Genomic DNA, 20,007 nt, shown 5'->3' with positions numbered 1-20,007 from the left:
CAAGCGCCGCCCCGGCCGAATCATTCGAGAATTTCCACCGGCATGCCGACTTCGAGCAGCCCACTGCCTTCGGCGATCAGGTTCTGGCCGAAGAACACGCCGCCCGCCCGCTTGCGATAGCCCAGCAGCGTCGCCAGCGGCTCACTGTCGGCGCTGCGCTCGGCGGTGTGCAGGTCGATGGTCGGAATCGCGCAGCGCGAACAGGGCTTGACCACGCGGAAGGTCAGCGCGCCAATGCGGATGCGCTTCCAGTCATCCTCGGCATAGGGCGCGGCGCCGGCGACCACCAGATTCGGGCGAAAGCGCAGCATCTCCAGCGGCCGTCCGACGCGTGCGCAGAGGTCATCGAGCGAGGCCTGGCCGATCAGCAGAAAGGGGAAACCGTCGCTGAAGGCCGTGTTCTCGCCGAGTCGCGCATAGTCGAGGTCGACCTGGATGCCGTAATCCTCCGGCAGGTACACCAGACGACAGGCCTGGCCGAGAAAATCCGACAGCCAGGCGGCTGCGGCTTCACCGGCATCCGGCACCACCGGGTGGTTGTTCCAGACCTGCACGCAGCGCATCAGCTGGTCACCCGGCACGCTTACCAGCAGCTCGGGCATGCCCGGGGCCGCCAGTTGCAGCGCCGTATCGTCCTGCCAGTGCGCACGCAGCAACGCCATGCGCGGCACCGCGCGCTGGCTGAGGAAGCGCCCGGTACCGGCCGCGACCACCATCCAGCGTCGATCGCCGATCAGGCCGAGGGAGTCGCTGGCGCAGCGCTGCAAGGATTCGCCGGCGGCGGATTTGAGGGGGAAACGGTACAGCGAGGACAGGTGCATGCTGCGCCTCCAGCGAGCGGAAAGCGCAGCAGCATAGCAGAGCGGATCAGGCCGGTTCGTCGCGCAGCAGACGCTCGCGGATCACGTCGACCAGCTTCTCCGGCTGGAACTTGGAGAGGAAGTTGTCGCAGCCGACCTTCTGCACCATCGCCTGGTTGAAACTGCCCGACAGCGAGGTGTGCAGCACCACGTAGAGATCGCGCATGCGTGGGTCCTGGCGGATCTCGGTGGTCAGCCGGTAGCCGTCCATCTCCGGCATCTCGGCATCGGTGAAGACCATCAGCAGCTTGTCGGTCAGCACCTCGCCGGCGTCGGCCCAGGCCTTGAGCTGATTCAGGCCCTTGAGGCCATCGCTGGCGGTATGGATCGTCAGGCCGAGCTGGGTCAGCGTTTCACGCAGCTGTGCCAGGGCGACGCTGGAATCGTCGACGCACAGCACCTCGCGGCCGCGCGCGCGCTCGAGCAGCGGATCGGCCAGGCGATCGGCGGAAATGCTGGTGCTGTAAGGGACGATCTCGGCCAGGACCTTCTCCACGTCGATGACCTCGACCAGTTCGTCGTCGACCTTGGTGATCGCCGTGAGGTAATGCTGGCGTCCGGCGGTTCCCGGCGGCGGCAGCACTTCCTCCCAGTTCAGGTTGAGGATGCGGTCGACGCCGCCGACCAGGAAGGCCTGCACCGTGCGGTTGTACTCGGTGACGATGATGGTGCTGCGCTCGTCCGGCACCAGCGGACGCAGCCCGATGGCGCGCGACAGATCGATCACCGGCAGCGTCTGACCGCGCAGGTTGACCACCCCGCATACCGAGCTGTGACGATGCGGCATGAGCGTCATCTTCGGCAGCTGGACGACTTCCTGCACCTTGAACACGTTGATGGCGAACCGTTGCCGCCCGGACAGGCGGAACATGAGGATTTCCAGCCGGTTCTGGCCCACCAAGCGGGTGCGCTGATCGACTGAATCGAGAATGCCGGCCATTGCGGGCTCCTTGGACGAAATGGATATCGTGATATCGGCCACATTGCCGCGCCCTTTAAGCACGATGTCGATCCGCTGGTGAAATCGACCGCCAGATCCGTTCTCGCCCGCCGCGCAGCGGCTCAATCCTGACGCAGCAGCGGCGAATCCGCCGGCAGGTGCATGCGTAACGCGCCGGGTCGCACGCGGAAATGCAGGTTGGCCTGGGCCACCGGCTCGCCATCCAGATTGATGTCGATCGGCTCCGGCGCCTCGACTTCCAGCCAAGCCAACCGCGCGTTCACCGAGACGGCCTCGACGCCACGCAACCCGCCGCTGAGCAGCGTACCCAGCGTGCCCACGGCGTCCTCCGGCGCCGGCACGATGCAGACATCCAGCAGGCCGTCATCGACCAGCGCCTGTGGGCAGAGCAGCTGCCCGCCCCCAGCCTGACGACCGTTGCCGATGCCGAGCGCGAGGAAGTCGCCCTCCCACTCGAAATCCGGTCCGCGGAAACGACCATAGGCAGAGTGGATCTCGGCGAAGCGAGTCAGCCCGGTCAGCAGGTAGGCACCGCCGCCGAGCACACGCTTGAGATCTTCCGAGGTGTTAGCTGTGACCTTCGAGCCGAATCCGCCAGTGGCCATGTTGACGAATGGACTGCCGTTCATTTCACCGATGTCGATCGCCACCGCCGGCTGATCCAGCAGTCCCAGCGCGTCGAACGGTTCGGAAGGTATTCCCGCGGCGCGGGCGAAATCGTTGGCGCTGCCCAGCGGCAGCAACGCCAGACTGGCGTCGGCCGGATGCCGCAACATGGCTTCGGCCACCTCGTGCAGCGTGCCGTCGCCGCCACCGGCAATCAGCAGGCGATGGCCGGCGTCGAGCGCCTCGCGGACCAGCCGCTCGACATCCCCGGCCTCCCAGGTAACGCGCACGGCCAGATCCCAGCCGAGTTCGCGCTGCCGGTCCACGGCGGCGCGCACCTCGTCATTGAGCGACTGCTTGCCGTGCAGGATGAGCAAGGCTTTGGGCTGGCTCATGAAAGCGCTTCCTTCTTGTCGGATACGCAGATCAGACCCGTCGCGCCGGTGGAAAGTTGTAGCCGGCGGCTCGTTCGGGATTAACCCAAAACTTCGATAGGTGCGGCCACCGGTCGGCAGCCCTCGCCGCTCCGGCGCAACCTTGAGGGTGCGCCGGAATAGCGACACCCAATAAAAATCAACGAGTTACAGGACAGAACAGAATTTTTACAGATTCCTGGCGGAGCCTTGCGGGCCAATGAACTCATTTCACCGAGGACGGTCGGAGCCATTGTCCTAAATGAGGTTGCGATAGCCGCCTGCCATCAGGCAGTGCGTGCCGCGGCGATTCGAAACGAGCAAAGACCAGCCGTAGTAGCTGAGGAAGGGAGCCTTGTAATGCGTTTACAGTCCGTGGGAACACTTGAGTACGCTCACCCCAGTTTCGTCGATTACTTTCTCGCCAGCGTCCGCCTGATCCACGGCCTGACGGCCATTCTGCCGGGTTTGCTGCTGCTGATGTTCCTACAGGACCTGCCGGCTGGCGGCGGCGCGTTCAGTGCATTCCTGATGTTCTTCGGGGTGCTGAGCATCGTTATCTTCCAATCGGTCGGCATCTACAGCGAAGAAGTGTTCAGCACCCTGCTGCGCTTTCGCATCATGCTGCTGGCCTGGGCCGCTGCGTTCAGCCTGCTGATTTTCATGCACCAGGGCATGGGCCTGTTCAGCTACCTGGACACCGAGCATCTGGCGTTCTGGTTCGTCACCAGCGCGGTGCTGTTCGGTGCCGAGCGTCTGGCGATGCTCGCTCTGTTCCGCCGTCTGATGGCGCGCGGCATGTATCTGCAGAACGCGGTGATTCTCGGTGGCACGGAGAACGGCCAGCGCGTCGCCGAATACCTGCAGCACAACCGCGACATCCGCACCGGCGTGCTCGGCTTCATCGATGACCGCCTGGAGCGCCTGCCGAGCGAACTGTGCAACCTGCCGCTGCTGGGTAACACCCGTGATCTGGAGCGCATGATTCGCGAGGAAAAGGTCACCCAGGTGCTGGTCGCCCTGCCCTGGTTCGCTGACAGCCGCATCGGCCAGGTCATCAATGAACTGCGCAAGCTGCCGGTCAACGTGCTGCTGGTGCCGGACATGGTCGCCTTCCGCCACGCCAACAAGCGCATCACCGAAGTCGCCGGTCTGCCCACGCTGATCGCCTCGGACCTGCCGCTGCGTGGCTGGTCGCCGCTGTTCAAGCGCCTGGAAGACCTCGTGCTGTCCAGCATCGCCCTGCTGGCCGCCGCACCGGTGATGCTGCTGATCGCGCTGGCGATCAAGCTCGACTCGCGCGGGCCGGTGTTCTTCAAGCAGAAGCGCTACGGCTACAACAACCGGCTGATCGAGGTGTTCAAGTTCCGCTCGATGTACCACGAGAAGAGCGACGCCAACGCCGACCGCCAGACCACGCGCCACGACGATCGCATCACCCGCGTCGGCCGCTTCATCCGCAAGACCAGCCTCGACGAGCTGCCGCAGCTGATCAACGTGTTCCTGGGCAGCATGTCGATGGTCGGTCCGCGTCCGCACGCCACTGCCACCAAAGCCGCCGGCGTGCTGTTCGAGGATGCCGTGGCCGAATACTCGGCACGCCACCGGGTCAAGCCAGGCATCACCGGCTGGGCGCAGATCAACGGCTATCGCGGTGAAACCGACACCCTCGAAAAGATCGAAAAACGCGTCGAGTACGACCTGGACTACATCGAACGCTGGTCGGTCTGGTTCGACCTTTACATCCTCTTTCGCACCGTTCCGGCGCTGCTCTTCAACAAAGACGTCTACTGATCCGCATGCGCCCGCCGGGCCGCGTTTCATGGGCAGCGATGCCCAGGGCGCGGCGGGCGCGGCAGGAAGGAACTAATGAATCCCACCACTATCTCACTTTGGCGTTCAGCACCGGCGGGCTCCGCCGTGGCCGGCAACCAGCCGGAAAGGCGGAACGCACATGTTTGAAAACATCTTGATCGTCTGTGTCGGAAACATCTGCCGCAGCCCCACAGCGCAGGCGTTGCTGACCCACAGACTCAGCGGACAAAGCCTGACGATCGGTTCGGCAGGTATCGGTGCATTAGTAGGTAACCCGATGGACAAAACCGCGCATGACGTACTGCAGGAGCACGGATTGGACTTCACCGCCCACCGCGCCCGCCAGGTCGACAGTCACATGCTGCACGAGGCCGACCTCATCCTGGCGATGGAGCACAGCCATATCCAGCATATCCGCCAGATCGCGCCGGAAGTGCATGGCAAGACATTCCTGATCGGCAAGTGGCAGGACGAGCTAGAGATCCCCGATCCCTATCGCCAGTCCCGGCCCGCCTTTGAACACGTACACACGCTTCTGACGCAAGCCGTCGAAAGCTGGCTTCCTTACCTGAAATAAGAAGAAGGAACTTCGATGACAACCATGCCCCGCCCGATCTATGAAACCAAAGAGGACAAGGACATCGACCTGGCCCACCTCTTTGACACCTTCCTCAACAACCGTGCGCTGATCATGGGGATCACCGGTTTCTTCGCCGCGCTGGGCATCGCCTACGCGCTGCTGTCGACCCCGGTGTATCTCGCCAGCGCGATGATCCAGATCGAACCGAAGAACGGCCTGCCCAGCCTGACCGACGTGGTCAACACCAATCCGCCGGTTTCGCCGGCACAGACCGAGATCGCCCTGCTGAAATCGCGCTCGGTGGTTGGTGGCGCGGTACAAAGCCTGAATCTGGACATCATCATCGAGCCGCATCACTTCCCGATCATCGGCGGCTTCATGGCTCGCCGCTTCGAGCCCAAGGAAGAAGGCGAGCTGGGCTGGTACCCGGACGGCTTCGAGTCGTACGCCTGGGGTGGCGAACAGCTGAAGATCACTCAGCTGGACGTGCCGGACCAGCTGCACGGCGAGGAACTGGTTCTGGAGGCAGCGGAAAACAACGGCTTCATCCTGCGCGACCCGGACGACGAAGTCGTGGTCCAGGGCGTGGTCGGCGAGCCGGTGGAAACCGAGGAATTCCGCGTCAACGTGGAAAAGCTGATCGCCCGTCCCGGCACCACCTTCACGGTGATCAAGAACCGCACCTACAACACCACCGAAAGCTACCAGCAGCGTCTGTCCGCGGCTGAGCACGGCAAGCAGTCCGGCATCGTCAACGTGACGCTGGAGGACACCGACCCGGAAGAAGCGGTCCGCGTGCTCGAAGAAGTCGCGCAGCGCTATGTCGAGCAGAACGTCGCGCGCAACGCGGCCGAAGCCACGCAGAGCCTGGAGTTCCTCAACGAGCAGGTGCCGGCTGTGCGCAAGCAGCTGGAAGCTGCTCAGACCGCCCTGAACAAGTACCAGACCGGTTCCAAGACCGTCGACATCACCGCCGAAACCCAGTCGGTACTCGACCGCATCGTCGATCTGGAAGCGCAGATTTCCGAGCAGAATCTCAAGCGTACCGAGATGGAGCGCCGCTTCACCCGGCAGCACCCGAACTTCCAGGCACTGATCAACCAGATCAACCAGCTGCAGACGCAGAAGGCTGAACTGGAGAAGCAGATCGGCACGCTGCCGTCGACCCAGCAGGAGCTGCTGCGCCTGAACCGCGACGTCGAAGTGTCGTCGGAAACCTATTCGATGCTGCTGAACAAGACCCAGGAGCTGGACATCATCCGCGCCGGCACCGTGGGCAACGTGCGCATCATCGACCATGCCGCTGCCGATCTGGAAAACCCGGTCAAGCCGAACAAGCCGCTGGTGGTCATCGTCGCCACCTTGCTCGGCGGGCTGCTCGCCGTGGCGTTCGTCTACGTGCGTGAAGCACTCAAGCGTGGCGTGGAGAACCCGGAAGACATCGAGCGCGCGGGCACCCCGGTTTACGCGGCGATTCCGTTCAGCGAGAAGCAGGCCGGTCTGGAGAAGCGCCTGGCCAACTTCAAGCGCGACAAGAGCACGGCCTCCTACCTGCTGACGGTCAACGACCCGGCCGATCTCGCCACCGAAGCCATGCGCAGCCTGCGCACCAGCCTGCACTTCGCGATGATCGAGGCGAAGAACAACGTGCTGATGATCACCGGTCCGAGCCCGGCGGTCGGCAAGTCGTTCGTCACCACCAACCTGGCCGCGGTCATCGCCCAATCCGGCAAGCGCGTGCTGCTGGTGGACGCCGACATGCGCAAGGGTTACCTGCACAAGGTCATGCGCGCCGACGGCGAAAAGGGACTGTCCGATATCCTCTCCGGCCGCATCACCCTGTTCGATGCGATCCAGAAGACCCAGCTGAACAACCTGCACGTGATCAGCCACGGCCAGCTACCGCCGAACCCGTCGGAACTGCTGATGCACGAGAACTTCGCGCGGTTCGTCAAAGAAATCAGCACCATGTACGACCTGGTGATCTTCGACACGCCGCCGATCCTCGCCGTCACCGACGCCGCACTGGTCGGCAGCCAGGCCGGTACCACGCTGATGGTCACCCGCTACGGCATGAACGGCATCAAGGAAATCGAGGCCGCCAAGCGCCGCCTCGAGCAGAACGGCCTGCTGGTCAAGGGCGTGATCTTCAACGCAGTGATCCGCAAAGCCTCCACCTACGGCGAGTACGGTTACTACCAGTACGAATACGTAAGCAACAAATGACGCAACGGCACCGCGGCCCGAGGGCTGCGGTGCCTGTCCGCGCCGCATAGTCGGCCCAATTTTCCCGTTCCCCGCTGCGAGGCTGCGTGCCTCGGCGGACCTCCTTTTGCCGATCGACAGGTGTAACGCAATGACGCTCCACTCCCGCCCGCGACCGAAACAGGCGACACGACTGGCTGCCGCCCTCGCTGCGCTGCTGCTCGTGGCCCTGCCCGTGCAGGCGGCCGAGGACGCGCAGCGCGGTATCGACCTGATCGGCGTGAACCTGTCCGGCGCCGGTTTCGCACCGCACGTCGTGCCAGGCAAGAACGGCACGCACTACTTCTATCCCGAGAAAAAGCACTTCGCCTACTACCGTCAGCAAGGCATCCGCCTGATTCGCTTCCCGTTCCTCTGGGAGCGCGTGCAGCACCGCCAGGGCGAAGGGCTGAACTTCGACCAGGTGCGCCTGCTGAAGAAGACCCTCGACCTGGCCATGCAGCATGACCAGAAAGTCATCCTCGACATGCACAACTACGGCCGCTACCAGGGCGAGCTGATCGGCTCGGCGGCGGTGCCCTACGCCGCGTACGCCGACGTCTGGCGCAAGCTCGCCGAGCGCTTCAAGGACCATCCGGCGCTGTACGGCTACGACATCATGAACGAACCGCATGGCACCGTCGGGCTCTGGCCCGGCGCGGCGCAGGCGGCGGTCGATGCCATCCGCGAGGTGGACGGGCAGACACTGATCTTCATCGAGGGCGAGCGCTGGGCCAGCGCCTACCACTGGCCGCTGGTGAACGCCAACCTGCTGATCGACGACCCCGCCGGGCGCATCGTCTACGAGGCGCACCTGTATTTCGACGAGGACTTCTCCGGTAAGTACCTGCCGGGCAAGAGCCGCAACATCGACCCGATGCTCGGCGTGAAACGCGCCCAGCCATTCGTCGAGTGGCTGCAGAAGCACGGCCAGAAGGGCTTTCTCGGCGAATACGGGATTCCCGACGACAACCCCGAGGCGGCGGTGGCCATGGACAACCTGCTCGCCTACCTCAACCAACACTGCATACCCAGCGCCTACTGGGCCGGCGGCCCTGGCTGGGGCCGCTACAAGCTGGCGGTCGAGCCGCGCAACGGCCAGGACCGCCCGCAGATGGCGCTCATGCGCAAGCACCTCGCTAACGATTGCACGGCCATCGGCCCCGCGCCCGCTAACCGGCCCTGACTTTTTCTGGAGTGATCAACATGAAATTCGGACTGCTTTGGCACTCGTTCTCTTCCGGCAATCTCGGCGTCGGCGCGCTGAGCATTTCCAACATGCTGCTGATCGACGAGGCGGCGCGTAAATGTGGCATCACCCCTGAATTCCTCATCATCGGTTCGTCGGGCCCCTGCGATTACCCGCCGTCGACCGAGCGCTTCAAGTACGAATTCATCGAGTTCAACGAGCAGAACCTGCTGAAGAACCCGCACGGCCTGTACCGGGCGATCGCCTCGTGCGACGCGATCTTCGATATCGGCGAGGGCGACAGCTTCTCCGATATCTACGGTGCCAAGCGGCTGATCAAGCTGCTGGTGAGCAAGGGCATGGCGTTGGGTGCACGGGTGCCGCTGATCCTCTCGCCGCAGACCATCGGCCCGTTCAAGTCGGGCTGGGGCACCAAGGCGTCGGCCTGGGTAATGAAGAAGAGCACGCTGGTGTTCGCCCGCGATCACCAGTCGTTCGATGTGCTCAAGCAGCTCGGCATCGTTAACCGTGACGAGGTGATCGACGTCGCCTTCCACCTTCCCTTCGAGCGCCAGGTGCGCGAGCGTCAGCCGGACCGGCTGGCCATCGGCATCAGCGTTTCGGCGCTGCTACATCACGGCGGCTACGAAGGCAGCGCCAACCAGTTCGGCCTGCGTGCCGATTACAAGCAGCTCACCGATGAGCTGATCCGCGCGCTGCTGGCACGCGGCCATGAGGTGCATCTGGTGCCGCACGTGATCCCCATCGGCTTTCCCGCCGAAGACGACTACACGGTATCCCTGCAACTGCAGCAGCGTTATCCGGAGCTGAAACTGGCGCCGCGCTTCAAGGGGCCGATCGAGGCAAAGTCGTACATCAGCGGGCTGGACTTCTTCGTCGGCGCGCGCATGCACGCAACCATCGCCGCCTTCTCTGCCGGCGTGCCGGTGGTGCCGCTGGCCTATAGCCGCAAATTCTCCGGACTCTACCAGTCGCTCGACTACCACCGCGTGGTGGACCTCAAGACCGAGTCGACCGCCAGCGCACTGGAAGCGGTGCTGGAGTACCTGGACAACCGCGAGCAGCTGAAAGCGGAAGTCGCCGCCAGCGGCGCGATCATCCGCCGCAAGCTCGATGCCTACAGCCTCGGGCTCGAGCAAATCCTGGTTTCGCTGAACCAGGGCCAGCCCGCGTACCAGAGATAAGCATGCGCGACCACGCCCTGATGGGAGTCACCACGGCGGCCCGGACTGCCGTGCAGCTGGGCACGCTGTTGATCCTGGCACGGACGCTCGGCCCCACCGACTTCGGGTTCATCTCGATCGTGATCACCTGGTCGACCATCGTCGCGCTGGTGACCGACTACGGCTTCGGCATGCGCGCGCTGCGCGACATCGGCGCCGAGCGCGAGCGTGCCGGAGCGATCATGTCGGCCAGCCTGGCGGCGAAGACGCTGCTGGTGCTGCCGGCGTGCGTGCTCCTGTTGCCGGTGATTCTGTTCGTGCTGGACCTGAGCATGGCCGAGCGCGTGGCCTCGGTGCTGTTCCTGCTCGGCACGCTGGCCTCGTCGTATGGCGATCTGGCGCTGACGGTGTTTCGCAGCATCGGTCAGTTCCAGCGCGAGACGCGCATTGTGGTCGTCACCGCACTGATTCATTTCGTGCTGATCGGGCTGGCCATCGTGCTGCGTAACGATGTGGTCGCAATCGGCCTGGCGTTCCTGGTCTCGCGCCTGATCTATGCGGCCGGCGCGTTGCGCGCGCTGGCGAAGATCGCCCATCTGGCAGGCATCGTGCGCAATTCCTGGCAGGTGCTGGCCGAACGTTTCAAGAGTTCGACCAGCTTTGCCGTGGACAGTGGCGCTACCAACATCTTCGCGCAACTGGACGTCATCCTCGTGAACCACCTGGCCGGACGCGAGGCTGCAGGTATCTACTTTGCCGGCTCGCGCCTGCTGCAGGGCGCGGTACCGTTCAGCGTGCTGCTGGCCAGCGTACATATCCCGCGCTTCGCCTACCGGCTGCACAACCAGAGCCGCGAACTGGTGCGCTACGGCGCGCGCATCCTCGGCGAGTACGTCGCGATGGGCCTGATATTCGCCCTCGCCTTCTATTTCATCGGTCCGCTGTTCACCGATTACTTCCTCGGCGCCAGCTACGCCGAGCTCAACACGCTGTGGCTGGCCTTCGCCTGCTTCACCTTCGCCCGTTTCGTCGCCGCGGGCCTCGGTGTGCAGCTGATGGCGATGGGCACCGGCTTCCTGCGCACCTTCGGAATCATCTTCTCCGGGGTGATCACGGTCGCCTGTTACTGGATTTTCATTCCCGGCCACGGGATACAAGCAGCACCTTGGGTGTCCACTCTGGGCATGGCGGTGCTGACCCTCATTTACGGTTATGCGGTGCAGAACATCTACCGCAGGCAGCGCAACGCATGACCGGCATCGTCAAACACCGGGACCGCTTCGCGCGCGTCCCGCAGCTCAAGGGAAGGCTGGTATGAAAGCTTTGTTGAATCGCGTCCTGAAGAACGACCTGTGCAGCGGCTGCGGCATGTGCAGCTCGGTTGCCTCGGACGATGCCGTACAGATCCGGCTGAACGCCGATGGCTACCACCGCCCGGTGCTGAACAAGGCCTACGCGGGCAAGTCGATTGCCAGCGAGGAGGCCAGCAGCGCCTTCGCCAAGTCCTGCCCGGCGCTCAACCTCGATATCCGCCCATACAAAACGGCCAACTATCACCCGGTATGGGGCGAAATCCTCGAGACGCTCAAGGGCCACGCGCTGGACAACGAAGTGCGTCAGGCCGGCTCTTCCGGCGGGGTGATTTCGGCACTGGCGCAATACTGCCTGGAGCAGAAACTGGTCGACGGGGTGATCCAGATCCAGGCGTCGCAAACCGATCCGCTGGAGAACGTCGCCACCATCAGCCGCTCGCGGCAGAACATCATCGCCTCGTCGGGTTCGCGCTACGCGCCGGCCTCGCCGGCTCAGGCGCTGAAGTGGGTGGCGATGTCCACTGAGAAGTACCTGTTTATCGGCAAGCCCTGCGACGTGGCCGCGGTACGCCAGATGCAGGCGCACGACCCGCGCCTGAAACAGAACATCCCCTACGTGGTGTCGTTCATGTGCGCCGGCACGCCGAGCCTGCACGGTACCGAGCAGGTTCTGGATCAGCTGGGTGTCGAGCGCGACGACGTTACCAGCTTCCGCTATCGCGGCGACGGCTGGCCGGGGTTGACCAAGGCGACGCTGAAGAACGGCGACGCGCGCACCATGACCTACAACGATTCCTGGGGAAAGGTGCTTAACCGCCATCTGCAGACCCGCTGCAAGATCTGCCCGGACGGCATCGGCGAGTTCGCCGATATCGTCTGTGCGGACGGCTGGGAAGGCGACGAAAAAGGCTACCCGTCGTTCGAGGAGCGCGACGGCAATTCGCTGATTCTGATCCGCACCGACAAGGGGCGCGAATTGTTTCGCAACGCCGAGGCCAATGGCGTTGTCCAAGCGGAAGCTTTCGATACGGCCGGCATCTTCGCGATCCAGCCGTTCCAGTATTACCGGCGCACCACGATCCTGCCGCGGTTGTGGGCCATGAAGCTGCTGATGCTCAAGACGCCCAGCTACAAGGGGTTCGAGCTGGGCAAGGGGATCAGAGAAATCGGTCTCTACCAGAGCTTCAAGGCGTTCACCGGCCTGCTGGTACGGCGCAAGAAGATCAAGCGGCGGACTTTGGAGTCCGCATGAAGCAGCCCTGCGGACAGGGACCTCAAACCTAAGGATTCAGGTTGATGAACACATTCACTTCGCGCTTCTTCTATTTCCCGCTGCTGTTCCTGGTGATCGTGCTGCATTTCTCCGTGTTCGGCGACAGCCCGCACAACCCCTACGGTCTGAAGGGGGTGAACGAGCTGTACCTGGCGATCTGCATCATCTTCGCGCTGTTGCTGGTGCTCGCTTCGGCAGAAGAGGCACCGCGCGAATTCCGCGTCCTGATGTACTACTGCCTGTACAGCATGGTGGTGTTCTGGGTATTGCCGGCGGTATTTGCCTACTTCACCTATGGGCAACCGATCGTCTACGGTTTGATCGAAGAGCGGCGCGTGCTGTTCTGCCTGGGCTTCGCACCCGTGCTGTTTCTTTCCAAACGGGTCAGCACGCTGCAGTTCGAACGCGCCTTCATCTATGCCGCCTTGTTCGCCGCCTTCTTCTCGTGGTGCTTCAAATTCGGCGTGATTCCCGACATGCGTCCGGAAGTGCGCTCGGATGACCGCCCGGACCGCTCATCCATCGGCCCCTTCCTCATCTGCTTCGGTTACTTCTATTGCATCCAGATCTGGTCCAAGGGCGCCTCGCCGATCTCCGGCGCCGCGCGCAGCAAGACGCTGTATCTGGTGCTGGCCGCCCTGCTGCTGCTGACGCTGGTATTCGCCACCCAGACCCGCCAGCTGATCGTGCTCTGCTTGGCATTCACGCTGTTCTGCCTGCGCGCGAAGGCGATCATCTGGGCCGCGTCGCTGACCATCCTGTTGTCGCCGTTCTACTTCTATCCAAGCCTGCTCGAACTACTGGGCCTCAACGTCGAGTTCTACGACAGCTCGCTGGAAAGCGTGGAGGACGGTGCGCGCTCGATCACCATCGCGGCGATCATGAACCATCTGGATATCGTCAACTGGCTGCCCAGCGGCTCGCTATCGCTGATGTGGCAGGACGGTTTCATCCCCTACTTCGGGGAACACTTCTTCCTTTCCGACGTCGGAATCATCGGCACGCTATTCCGCTTCGGCTTTCTGACCTTCCTGGTGATTCCGCTGACGCTGATGATCTATCGCCGGATCGCCAAGAACATCAGTCCGGACATGAGTTTCATCTACCCCGTCATGCTCGCGTACTTCGTCATCTGGCCGCTCAATGGCCTGATGGAGTACGGGCAACCCGTCATCGCCATGCTCTTTGTCATCCACGCCTTGAAAGCTCGCCACCTCCGCAGCCAGGAACGAATCCATGAACGTCGCACTTATTCTCAACTACAAAGCTGCTACTGAAACGATCAGTTGCGTAGAGAGTCTGCTCGCGCACTGCCCGGCGGTCGACCATGTGGTGGTCATCGACAATGACTCGCAGGACGGCTCCTTCGCAGCCTTCACTCAGTGGCGCGAAGACCGGGGGCTGCAGAACGTCACGGTCCTCGCCAACCCGCAGAACAACGGCTACGCCGGCGGCAACAACTATGGCCTGCGCTGGGCGCTGGAGAACCTACAGCCCGAGTATTTCTGGATCGTCAACAATGACACCTACGTTGACTCCGATGCCTTTGCGCCATTGCTGCAGGCGCTGAAGCAGAACGACAACCAGTTCGTCGGCTCGGTGATCCTCAGCGCCGATAGCGGCCGTCTGGAGTGTTACGGCGGCGGCAAGCTCTATCCACTGCTGGGCAAGGCGAAGCTGCTCGGCAAGGACCAGACCCTGGAAGCCATGCAGCAAACCCAGGAGAAGCCCGATTATCTGATGGGGTGCAGCCTGGCGTTCTCCGCGGCCCTGCTCGCGCGCATCGGCATGATGGACGAGGCCTACTTCATGTACTCCGAGGAAGTGGACTGGCAATACCACGCCAAGAAGTTCGGCGTCTCCATCCAGGTCGTACCGCAGAGCCGGTTGTTCCATTACGGCTCGCTCAGTTCGGGCGGGCGCTCGGCGTTCTACCACTACTACCGCAATCGCGCGGCCACGCGCTTCAACAAACGCTTCTACGGCGCGCCGTTCGCGCTGGCCTCCGCGTGTTTCCTGTCGGCGATAACCGTCATGAAGGAATTCAACCATCCCGGCCTCGCATGGTCGGGCATCAAGGGCGCTTTCAAGGGAGTAACGATGCGTGTCGAATGATACGAACCATGCCTTCGGCGTGTCCTTCTACACCGGTAGCAAGGCGGCTCTGCTCGCCGCTGTCCGCGAGGGGGTGAAACAGCCTTACTCGTTCGTGGTGACGCCCAACGTGGACCACCTTGCTCAGCTGCAGCACAACGCGGCACTGCGCGCAGCCTATTCGAAAGCCCGGCTGCGACTGTGCGATAGCCGCGTGCTGATGCCACTGCTGCAGCGCTTGGGCGTGGCCGTGGAAGAGGTGATTCCGGGCAGCGATCTGACCATCGACCTGCTTCGCTGGGCCGATAGCGAGCGGCTGCGGATTGTCCTGGTCGGCGCGTCGAACGAGGAATGCACCAAGCTGCGAAACCTCTATCCGGGAATCACGGTTTATCACCACAACCCGCCGATGGGCTTCATCGACCGACCCGATGAAGTCAGGCGCTGCCTGGAGTTTATCCGCCAACATCCTTCCGAGCTGGTCTTCTATGCCGTCGGGGCGCCGCGCCAAGAGATTCTGGCCAGCTCCATCGAAAGTCATGAGCGTACAGGCATGGGCTTCTGCATCGGCGCGTCCATTTCCTTCGCCACCGGCAGTATCAAGCGGGCGCCGCGCTGGATGCAGAACTGCAAGTTGGAATGGCTGCACCGCATGCTTTCCGAGCCTCGCCGGCTGGTCCGGCGCTACGTTCACGATGCGCTGTTCATCGTCCCGGCCTATCGCAGGGAGAAAAGCAATCGTACTCAACGGGCCGCGCCGATAAATCAGGATCTGTAGCGAAAACATCGAAAAATCTGGCGTAACGACACGAAAGTGATTTGAACCAGACTAAAGCGAGACGGTCTATCCGTACTGAAGCGAATGGCAGGAATGGCGTTTCGACATTGTCGTTTGAGCGCTTTCTAACGCCCGAGATATCCGGGATTCCTGCCCTTCAACCGCCGACGCTGGTAGCGCGGAGGCTACTCAGAAACAGACCCTTTCTTCGCTGCGCACCCGGCGAGGAAGGAACGGTCAGAAGGAGAGAAATTTTGGCTGTCGTCTTTGCCAGGCAGAACGAACGCGATGCCTTACCCAGACCAGTGAAACATGCCGTCTCACTCTTTGAACAAAAACCACTCCGTCAAGGATGAACATACCCATGAAAGCATTTACCGCTCTTGCATTGACTTCCGCCCTGGCGCTTCAGGGCTGTGCCTTCGCGCCTGGCCAGTATCTCGATCCGGATGAGTTCACCGAAGGCGCCGAAGCGGAACACGGCACCGTGCATCTGATCCGAATCACTCCCGAGATGCTTAAGGGGGACCTCGCCTCTGACGCGGGTACGTCGAGCAAGCAGGAACTGCTGAGCTACAAACCATCGGCGTATCGCATCGGCCCGAACGATCTGCTCTATATCACCGTCTGGGACCATCCTGAACTGACCGCCCCGTCCGGTCCGCAGCAGCAACTCGACGCCAACGGCCGCCTCGTCCGGCCGGACGGCACACTGTTCTACCCCTATATCGGCAACGTCGAAGCGGCAGGCAAGACCATCGAAGAGCTGCGCTCGACCATCGCCCGGCGCCTGACCAACTACATCGACAGCCCGCAGGTCGACGTCTCCATCCTGCGCTTTGGCAGCCAGCGCGTAATCGTTTCCGGTGCATTCGACACCGCTGGTGAAGTTCCGGTGACCACCGCGCCGATGACGATCGTTCAGGCAATCGGCCAGGCCGGCGTCGACACCGAAACCGCCGACCTCACCGGCCTGATGCTCAAGCGTGACGGTCGCGAGTACATGCTGGACGTCGACTCACTCAATCGCCCGGACTCCTGGCTGCATCAGGTTTACTTGAAGGATGGCGATCAGCTCCACCTGCCCTACAACGACCAGCGCAAAATCTACGTGTTGGGCGAAGTCAGGCAGCCACAGGCTCTTTCCTTCAAGGCAACCAGCATGAATCTGATGGATGCGATCGGCACCGCAGGCGGCATCGCTCAGGAAACCGCCGACGGCGAGGCGCTGTATGTCATTCGCGGCGCAGAAGACATGGCCAAAGAACCAGCCAAGGTATTTCAGCTGAATGCCAAGTCGCCTACCGCGTTTGCCCTGGCGAAGCACTTCCCGCTCCAGCCCCAGGACGTGGTGTTCGTCGGCCCAGCGAATATCACCCGCTGGAACCGCTTCATCAGCCAGCTGCTACCTTCGGCCAGCGTGATTGGCACCGGCGCTGCAGCCGAGTACAACCTGTCCAAGTAAGGGCTGGTTGAACCCCAAAGCCGCAGATCAACTTGGTTGATCTGCGGCTTTTTTATTCAGTAAGCCAGTTATCCGCCTCTCGTAGGTCATAGCTGAGTCCCTTGTGCTGGAACCCAATCGAGTGAGCGAGAGCCGGTGGAAGTGGTCTGTTCGACCTTCGGCGCGCTCTTGCTGCTACGGGCATCGCATTCGATGCCGCCGTGGCCAACATCCCACTGGCAGCCGGAGTAGTTCGGACTATGGGCGGATGGCGTAAGCATCGCCCGCTTCCGCGGGCGTCGGTTGATACGTGAAGCTGGATCCTGCAAGCTCGGCCTACAGCCAGGCTACGCAATTCCTACCAACTGAACCGCGAGCTCACGCTAAAAGGTCCCAGTAGGTGTGGTCCGCCAAATTACTTATATCTTGACGCAGGGCTGCTGGCTTTACCTGGCGGCGGTAGTAGATCGCATCCAAGCAAGTGGTCGCCTGGGCGCTTTCCGTCGGATGCAGAAAAAGGTTATCAACACTTTTGGATATGGCACATGAGCGACGAGGCAAGCCGCCAAATCCTGTTTCATCCGATTAGGGCAATACGCCAACTGCCTGTTTCGACGACAGCTGTGTTGATATCGACGGAACATGAGCCGTCGCGGCATCTGCTGGGAAAACTCGCCAATGGAGTGGTCACTCTACGCAGCCTGCGGTCGACATGCACGCTATCCAGATAAAGAAGTCATTCTAATCGAATGCTATCGGCCGGCTAGCCAAGCTGGATCGCCGCCCCGCGTACCGTGGTGGGTTGCTTGGCATTCCAAGCATCTTTAGGACTACTCGCAAAACGTCCCATCCGTACGGACTTGCAGGGCCGCCCACGACTGCGCCAACTCGGTAGCTGTTCGCCTCCAACGTTCACCTGGTCAACCTAGTGCTGCATCGCAGGTAATTTCTTCCGCACAAAGACAAACCCCCGAACCGCGCAAGCGGATCGGGGGTTTGGGATAGAAGCTTGACGATGACCTACTCTCACATGGGGAGACCCCACACTACCATCGGCGATGCGTCGTTTCACTACTGAGTTCGGGATGGGATCAGGTGGTTCCAACGCTCTATGGTCGTCAAGCAATTCGGTTGCTGCCTCGGTTTAGCCGCTGCAGCGAGTTGGGTATGTGATGCTGGTAACGCGAATTCTTGCAAATTTTCGGTTTGTTTGTCGACTTACCGTCTAACAGCCAAATTGTTTGGGTGTTATATGGTCAAGCCTCACGGGCAATTAGTACTGGTTAGCTCAACGCCTCACAACGCTTACACACCCAGCCTATCAACGTCGTAGTCTTCGACGGCCCTTCAGGGAGCTCAAGGCTCCAGTGAGATCTCATCTTGAGGCGAGTTTCCCGCTTAGATGCTTTCAGCGGTTATCTCTTCCGAACATAGCTACCCGGCAGTGCCACTGGCGTGACAACCGGAACACCAGAGGTTCGTCCACTCCGGTCCTCTCGTACTAGGAGCAGCCCCTCTCAAATCTCAAACGTCCACGGCAGATAGGGACCGAACTGTCTCACGACGTTCTAAACCCAGCTCGCGTACCACTTTAAATGGCGAACAGCCATACCCTTGGGACCGGCTTCAGCCCCAGGATGTGATGAGCCGACATCGAGGTGCCAAACACCGCCGTCGATATGAACTCTTGGGCGGTATCAGCCTGTTATCCCCGGAGTACCTTTTATCCGTTGAGCGATGGCCCTTCCATACAGAACCACCGGATCACTAAGACCTACTTTCGTACCTGCTCGACGTGTCTGTCTCGCAGTCAAGCGCGCTTTTGCCTTTATACTCTGCGACCGATTTCCGACCGGTCTGAGCGCACCTTCGTACTCCTCCGTTACTCTTTAGGAGGAGACCGCCCCAGTCAAACTACCCACCATACACTGTCCTCGATCCGGATAACGGACCAGAGTTAGAACCTCAAAGTTGCCAGGGTGGTATTTCAAGGATGGCTCCACGCGAACTGGCGTCCACGCTTCAAAGCCTCCCACCTATCCTACACAAGCAAATTCAAAGTCCAGTGCAAAGCTATAGTAAAGGTTCACGGGGTCTTTCCGTCTAGCCGCGGATACACTGCATCTTCACAGCGATTTCAATTTCACTGAGTCTCGGGTGGAGACAGCGCCGCCATCGTTACGCCATTCGTGCAGGTCGGAACTTACCCGACAAGGAATTTCGCTACCTTAGGACCGTTATAGTTACGGCCGCCGTTTACCGGGGCTTCGATCAAGAGCTTCGCTTGCGCTAACCCCATCAATTAACCTTCCGGCACCGGGCAGGCGTCACACCCTATACGTCCACTTTCGTGTTTGCAGAGTGCTGTGTTTTTAATAAACAGTCGCAGCGGCCTGGTATCTTCGACCGGCATGGGCTTACTGAGTAAATCATTCACCCTCACCGGCGCACCTTCTCCCGAAGTTACGGTGCCATTTTGCCTAGTTCCTTCACCCGAGTTCTCTCAAGCGCCTTGGTATTCTCTACCCAACCACCTGTGTCGGTTTGGGGTACGGTTCCTAGTTACCTGAAGCTTAGAGGCTTTTCCTGGAAGCATGGCATCAACCACTTCGCTTTCTAAAAGAAAGCTCGTCATCAGCTCTCGGCATTAAGACCCCGGATTTACCTAAGATCTCTGCCTACCACCTTAAACAAGGACAACCAACGCCTTGCTGGCCTAGCCTTCTCCGTCCCCCCATCGCAGTAACTAGAAGTACGGGAATATTAACCCGTTTCCCATCGACTACGCTCTTCAGCCTCGCCTTAGGGACCGACTCACCCTGCGTCGATTAACGTTGCGCAGGAACCCTTGGTCTTTCGGCGTGCGAGTTTTTCACTCGCATTGTCGTTACTCATGTCAGCATTCGCACTTCTGATACCTCCAGCAAGCTTCTCAACTCACCTTCACAGGCTTACAGAACGCTCCTCTACCGCTCAACTTGCGTTGAACCCGTAGCTTCGGTGCATGGTTTGAGCCCCGTTACATCTTCCGCGCAGGCCGACTCGACTAGTGAGCTATTACGCTTTCTTTAAAGGATGGCTGCTTCTAAGCCAACCTCCTAGCTGTCTAAGCCTTCCCACATCGTTTCCCACTTAACCATGACTTTGGGACCTTAGCTGACGGTCTGGGTTGTTTCCCTTTTCACGACGGACGTTAGCACCCGCCGTGTGTCTCCCGTGCTGACACTTGCCGGTATTCGGAGTTTGCATCGGT

At 61.4% G+C, this 20,007-nt stretch carries 14 protein-coding genes and 2 rRNA genes (1 of these 16 running past the window's edge); 11 read left to right on the top strand and 5 right to left on the bottom strand.

Annotated features, from left to right (window positions below; all coding sequences use genetic code 11):
- Nucleotides 1-20: 20 nt before the first annotated feature.
- The 3 genes from HU825_RS11595 to yegS form a co-directional block, all read right to left on the bottom strand.
- A complete protein-coding gene (locus HU825_RS11595) occupies nucleotides 21-821 on the bottom strand; it encodes an MOSC domain-containing protein (protein ID WP_234302068.1) in 801 nt (266 codons plus the stop codon).
- A gap of 46 nt (nucleotides 822-867) precedes the next feature.
- A complete protein-coding gene (locus tag HU825_RS11590) occupies nucleotides 868-1,800 on the bottom strand; it encodes a chemotaxis protein CheV (protein ID WP_043299547.1) in 933 nt (310 codons plus the stop codon).
- Nucleotides 1,801-1,922: 122 nt separating this feature from the next.
- Entirely contained in the window at nucleotides 1,923-2,822 is a 900-nt protein-coding gene (gene yegS / locus HU825_RS11585) for a lipid kinase YegS (RefSeq protein ID WP_156716469.1), read from the bottom strand.
- A 378-nt stretch (nucleotides 2,823-3,200) separates the two neighbouring features.
- On the opposite strand from yegS, the gene HU825_RS11580 reads away from it, so the two are divergent.
- The 11 genes from HU825_RS11580 to HU825_RS11530 all read left to right on the top strand — a co-directional run bounded on the left by HU825_RS11580 (nucleotide 3,201) and on the right by HU825_RS11530 (nucleotide 16,775).
- Nucleotides 3,201-4,634: an undecaprenyl-phosphate glucose phosphotransferase gene (locus HU825_RS11580; RefSeq protein ID WP_234302067.1), complete on the top strand. Its 1,434-nt coding sequence runs from the start codon at nucleotides 3,201-3,203 to the stop codon at nucleotides 4,632-4,634.
- Between the two features lie 160 nt (nucleotides 4,635-4,794).
- The gene (locus tag HU825_RS11575; RefSeq protein ID WP_234302066.1) at nucleotides 4,795-5,232 is read left to right on the top strand and encodes a low molecular weight protein-tyrosine-phosphatase; all 438 of its coding nucleotides are present in this window, start codon (nucleotides 4,795-4,797) and stop codon (nucleotides 5,230-5,232) included.
- A gap of 15 nt (nucleotides 5,233-5,247) precedes the next feature.
- Nucleotides 5,248-7,461 (top strand): polysaccharide biosynthesis tyrosine autokinase, encoded by a 2,214-nt coding sequence (locus HU825_RS11570; RefSeq protein WP_077682515.1) that lies wholly within the window; start codon nucleotides 5,248-5,250, stop codon nucleotides 7,459-7,461.
- Between the two features lie 130 nt (nucleotides 7,462-7,591).
- Nucleotides 7,592-8,665 (top strand): glycoside hydrolase family 5 protein, encoded by a 1,074-nt coding sequence (locus tag HU825_RS11565; protein WP_077682514.1) that lies wholly within the window; start codon nucleotides 7,592-7,594, stop codon nucleotides 8,663-8,665.
- A gap of 20 nt (nucleotides 8,666-8,685) precedes the next feature.
- Complete coding sequence (locus HU825_RS11560; protein WP_077682513.1) at nucleotides 8,686-9,873, top strand: polysaccharide pyruvyl transferase family protein; 1,188 nt, start codon at nucleotides 8,686-8,688, stop codon at nucleotides 9,871-9,873.
- Between the two features lie 2 nt (nucleotides 9,874-9,875).
- On the top strand, nucleotides 9,876-11,105 hold the full coding sequence (locus HU825_RS11555) for an oligosaccharide flippase family protein (protein WP_234302065.1): 1,230 nt from the start codon (nucleotides 9,876-9,878) through the stop codon (nucleotides 11,103-11,105).
- Between the two features lie 61 nt (nucleotides 11,106-11,166).
- Nucleotides 11,167-12,417, top strand: coding sequence for a Coenzyme F420 hydrogenase/dehydrogenase, beta subunit C-terminal domain (locus tag HU825_RS11550; protein WP_043299539.1), 1,251 nt, complete (start codon nucleotides 11,167-11,169; stop codon nucleotides 12,415-12,417).
- A gap of 44 nt (nucleotides 12,418-12,461) precedes the next feature.
- Nucleotides 12,462-13,715, top strand: coding sequence for a hypothetical protein (locus HU825_RS11545; RefSeq protein ID WP_043299538.1), 1,254 nt, complete (start codon nucleotides 12,462-12,464; stop codon nucleotides 13,713-13,715).
- The gene (locus tag HU825_RS11540) at nucleotides 13,675-14,553 is read left to right on the top strand and encodes a glycosyltransferase family 2 protein (protein WP_043299537.1); all 879 of its coding nucleotides are present in this window, start codon (nucleotides 13,675-13,677) and stop codon (nucleotides 14,551-14,553) included. Before HU825_RS11545 ends, HU825_RS11540 begins: the two co-directional genes overlap by 41 nt.
- Entirely contained in the window at nucleotides 14,543-15,310 is a 768-nt protein-coding gene (locus tag HU825_RS11535) for a WecB/TagA/CpsF family glycosyltransferase (RefSeq protein ID WP_043299536.1), read from the top strand. Before HU825_RS11540 ends, HU825_RS11535 begins: the two co-directional genes overlap by 11 nt.
- A 364-nt stretch (nucleotides 15,311-15,674) precedes the next feature.
- Entirely contained in the window at nucleotides 15,675-16,775 is a 1,101-nt protein-coding gene (locus HU825_RS11530; RefSeq protein ID WP_008566939.1) for a polysaccharide biosynthesis/export family protein, read from the top strand.
- A 986-nt stretch (nucleotides 16,776-17,761) separates the two neighbouring features.
- Here the strand turns inward: HU825_RS11530 and rrf are convergent.
- Nucleotides 17,762-17,877: ribosomal RNA gene (gene rrf / locus HU825_RS11525) — 5S ribosomal RNA — on the bottom strand.
- Between the two features lie 129 nt (nucleotides 17,878-18,006).
- Nucleotides 18,007-20,007 (bottom strand): 23S ribosomal RNA (locus HU825_RS11520) (it continues 890 nt past the right edge of the window).

It is taken from the genome of Pseudomonas phenolilytica, from assembly GCF_021432765.1.
Classification (GTDB): domain Bacteria; phylum Pseudomonadota; class Gammaproteobacteria; order Pseudomonadales; family Pseudomonadaceae; genus Stutzerimonas; species Stutzerimonas phenolilytica.
Note: the sequence above shows the minus strand (reverse complement) of the source record. Positions and strands in the feature narration are given on the sequence as shown.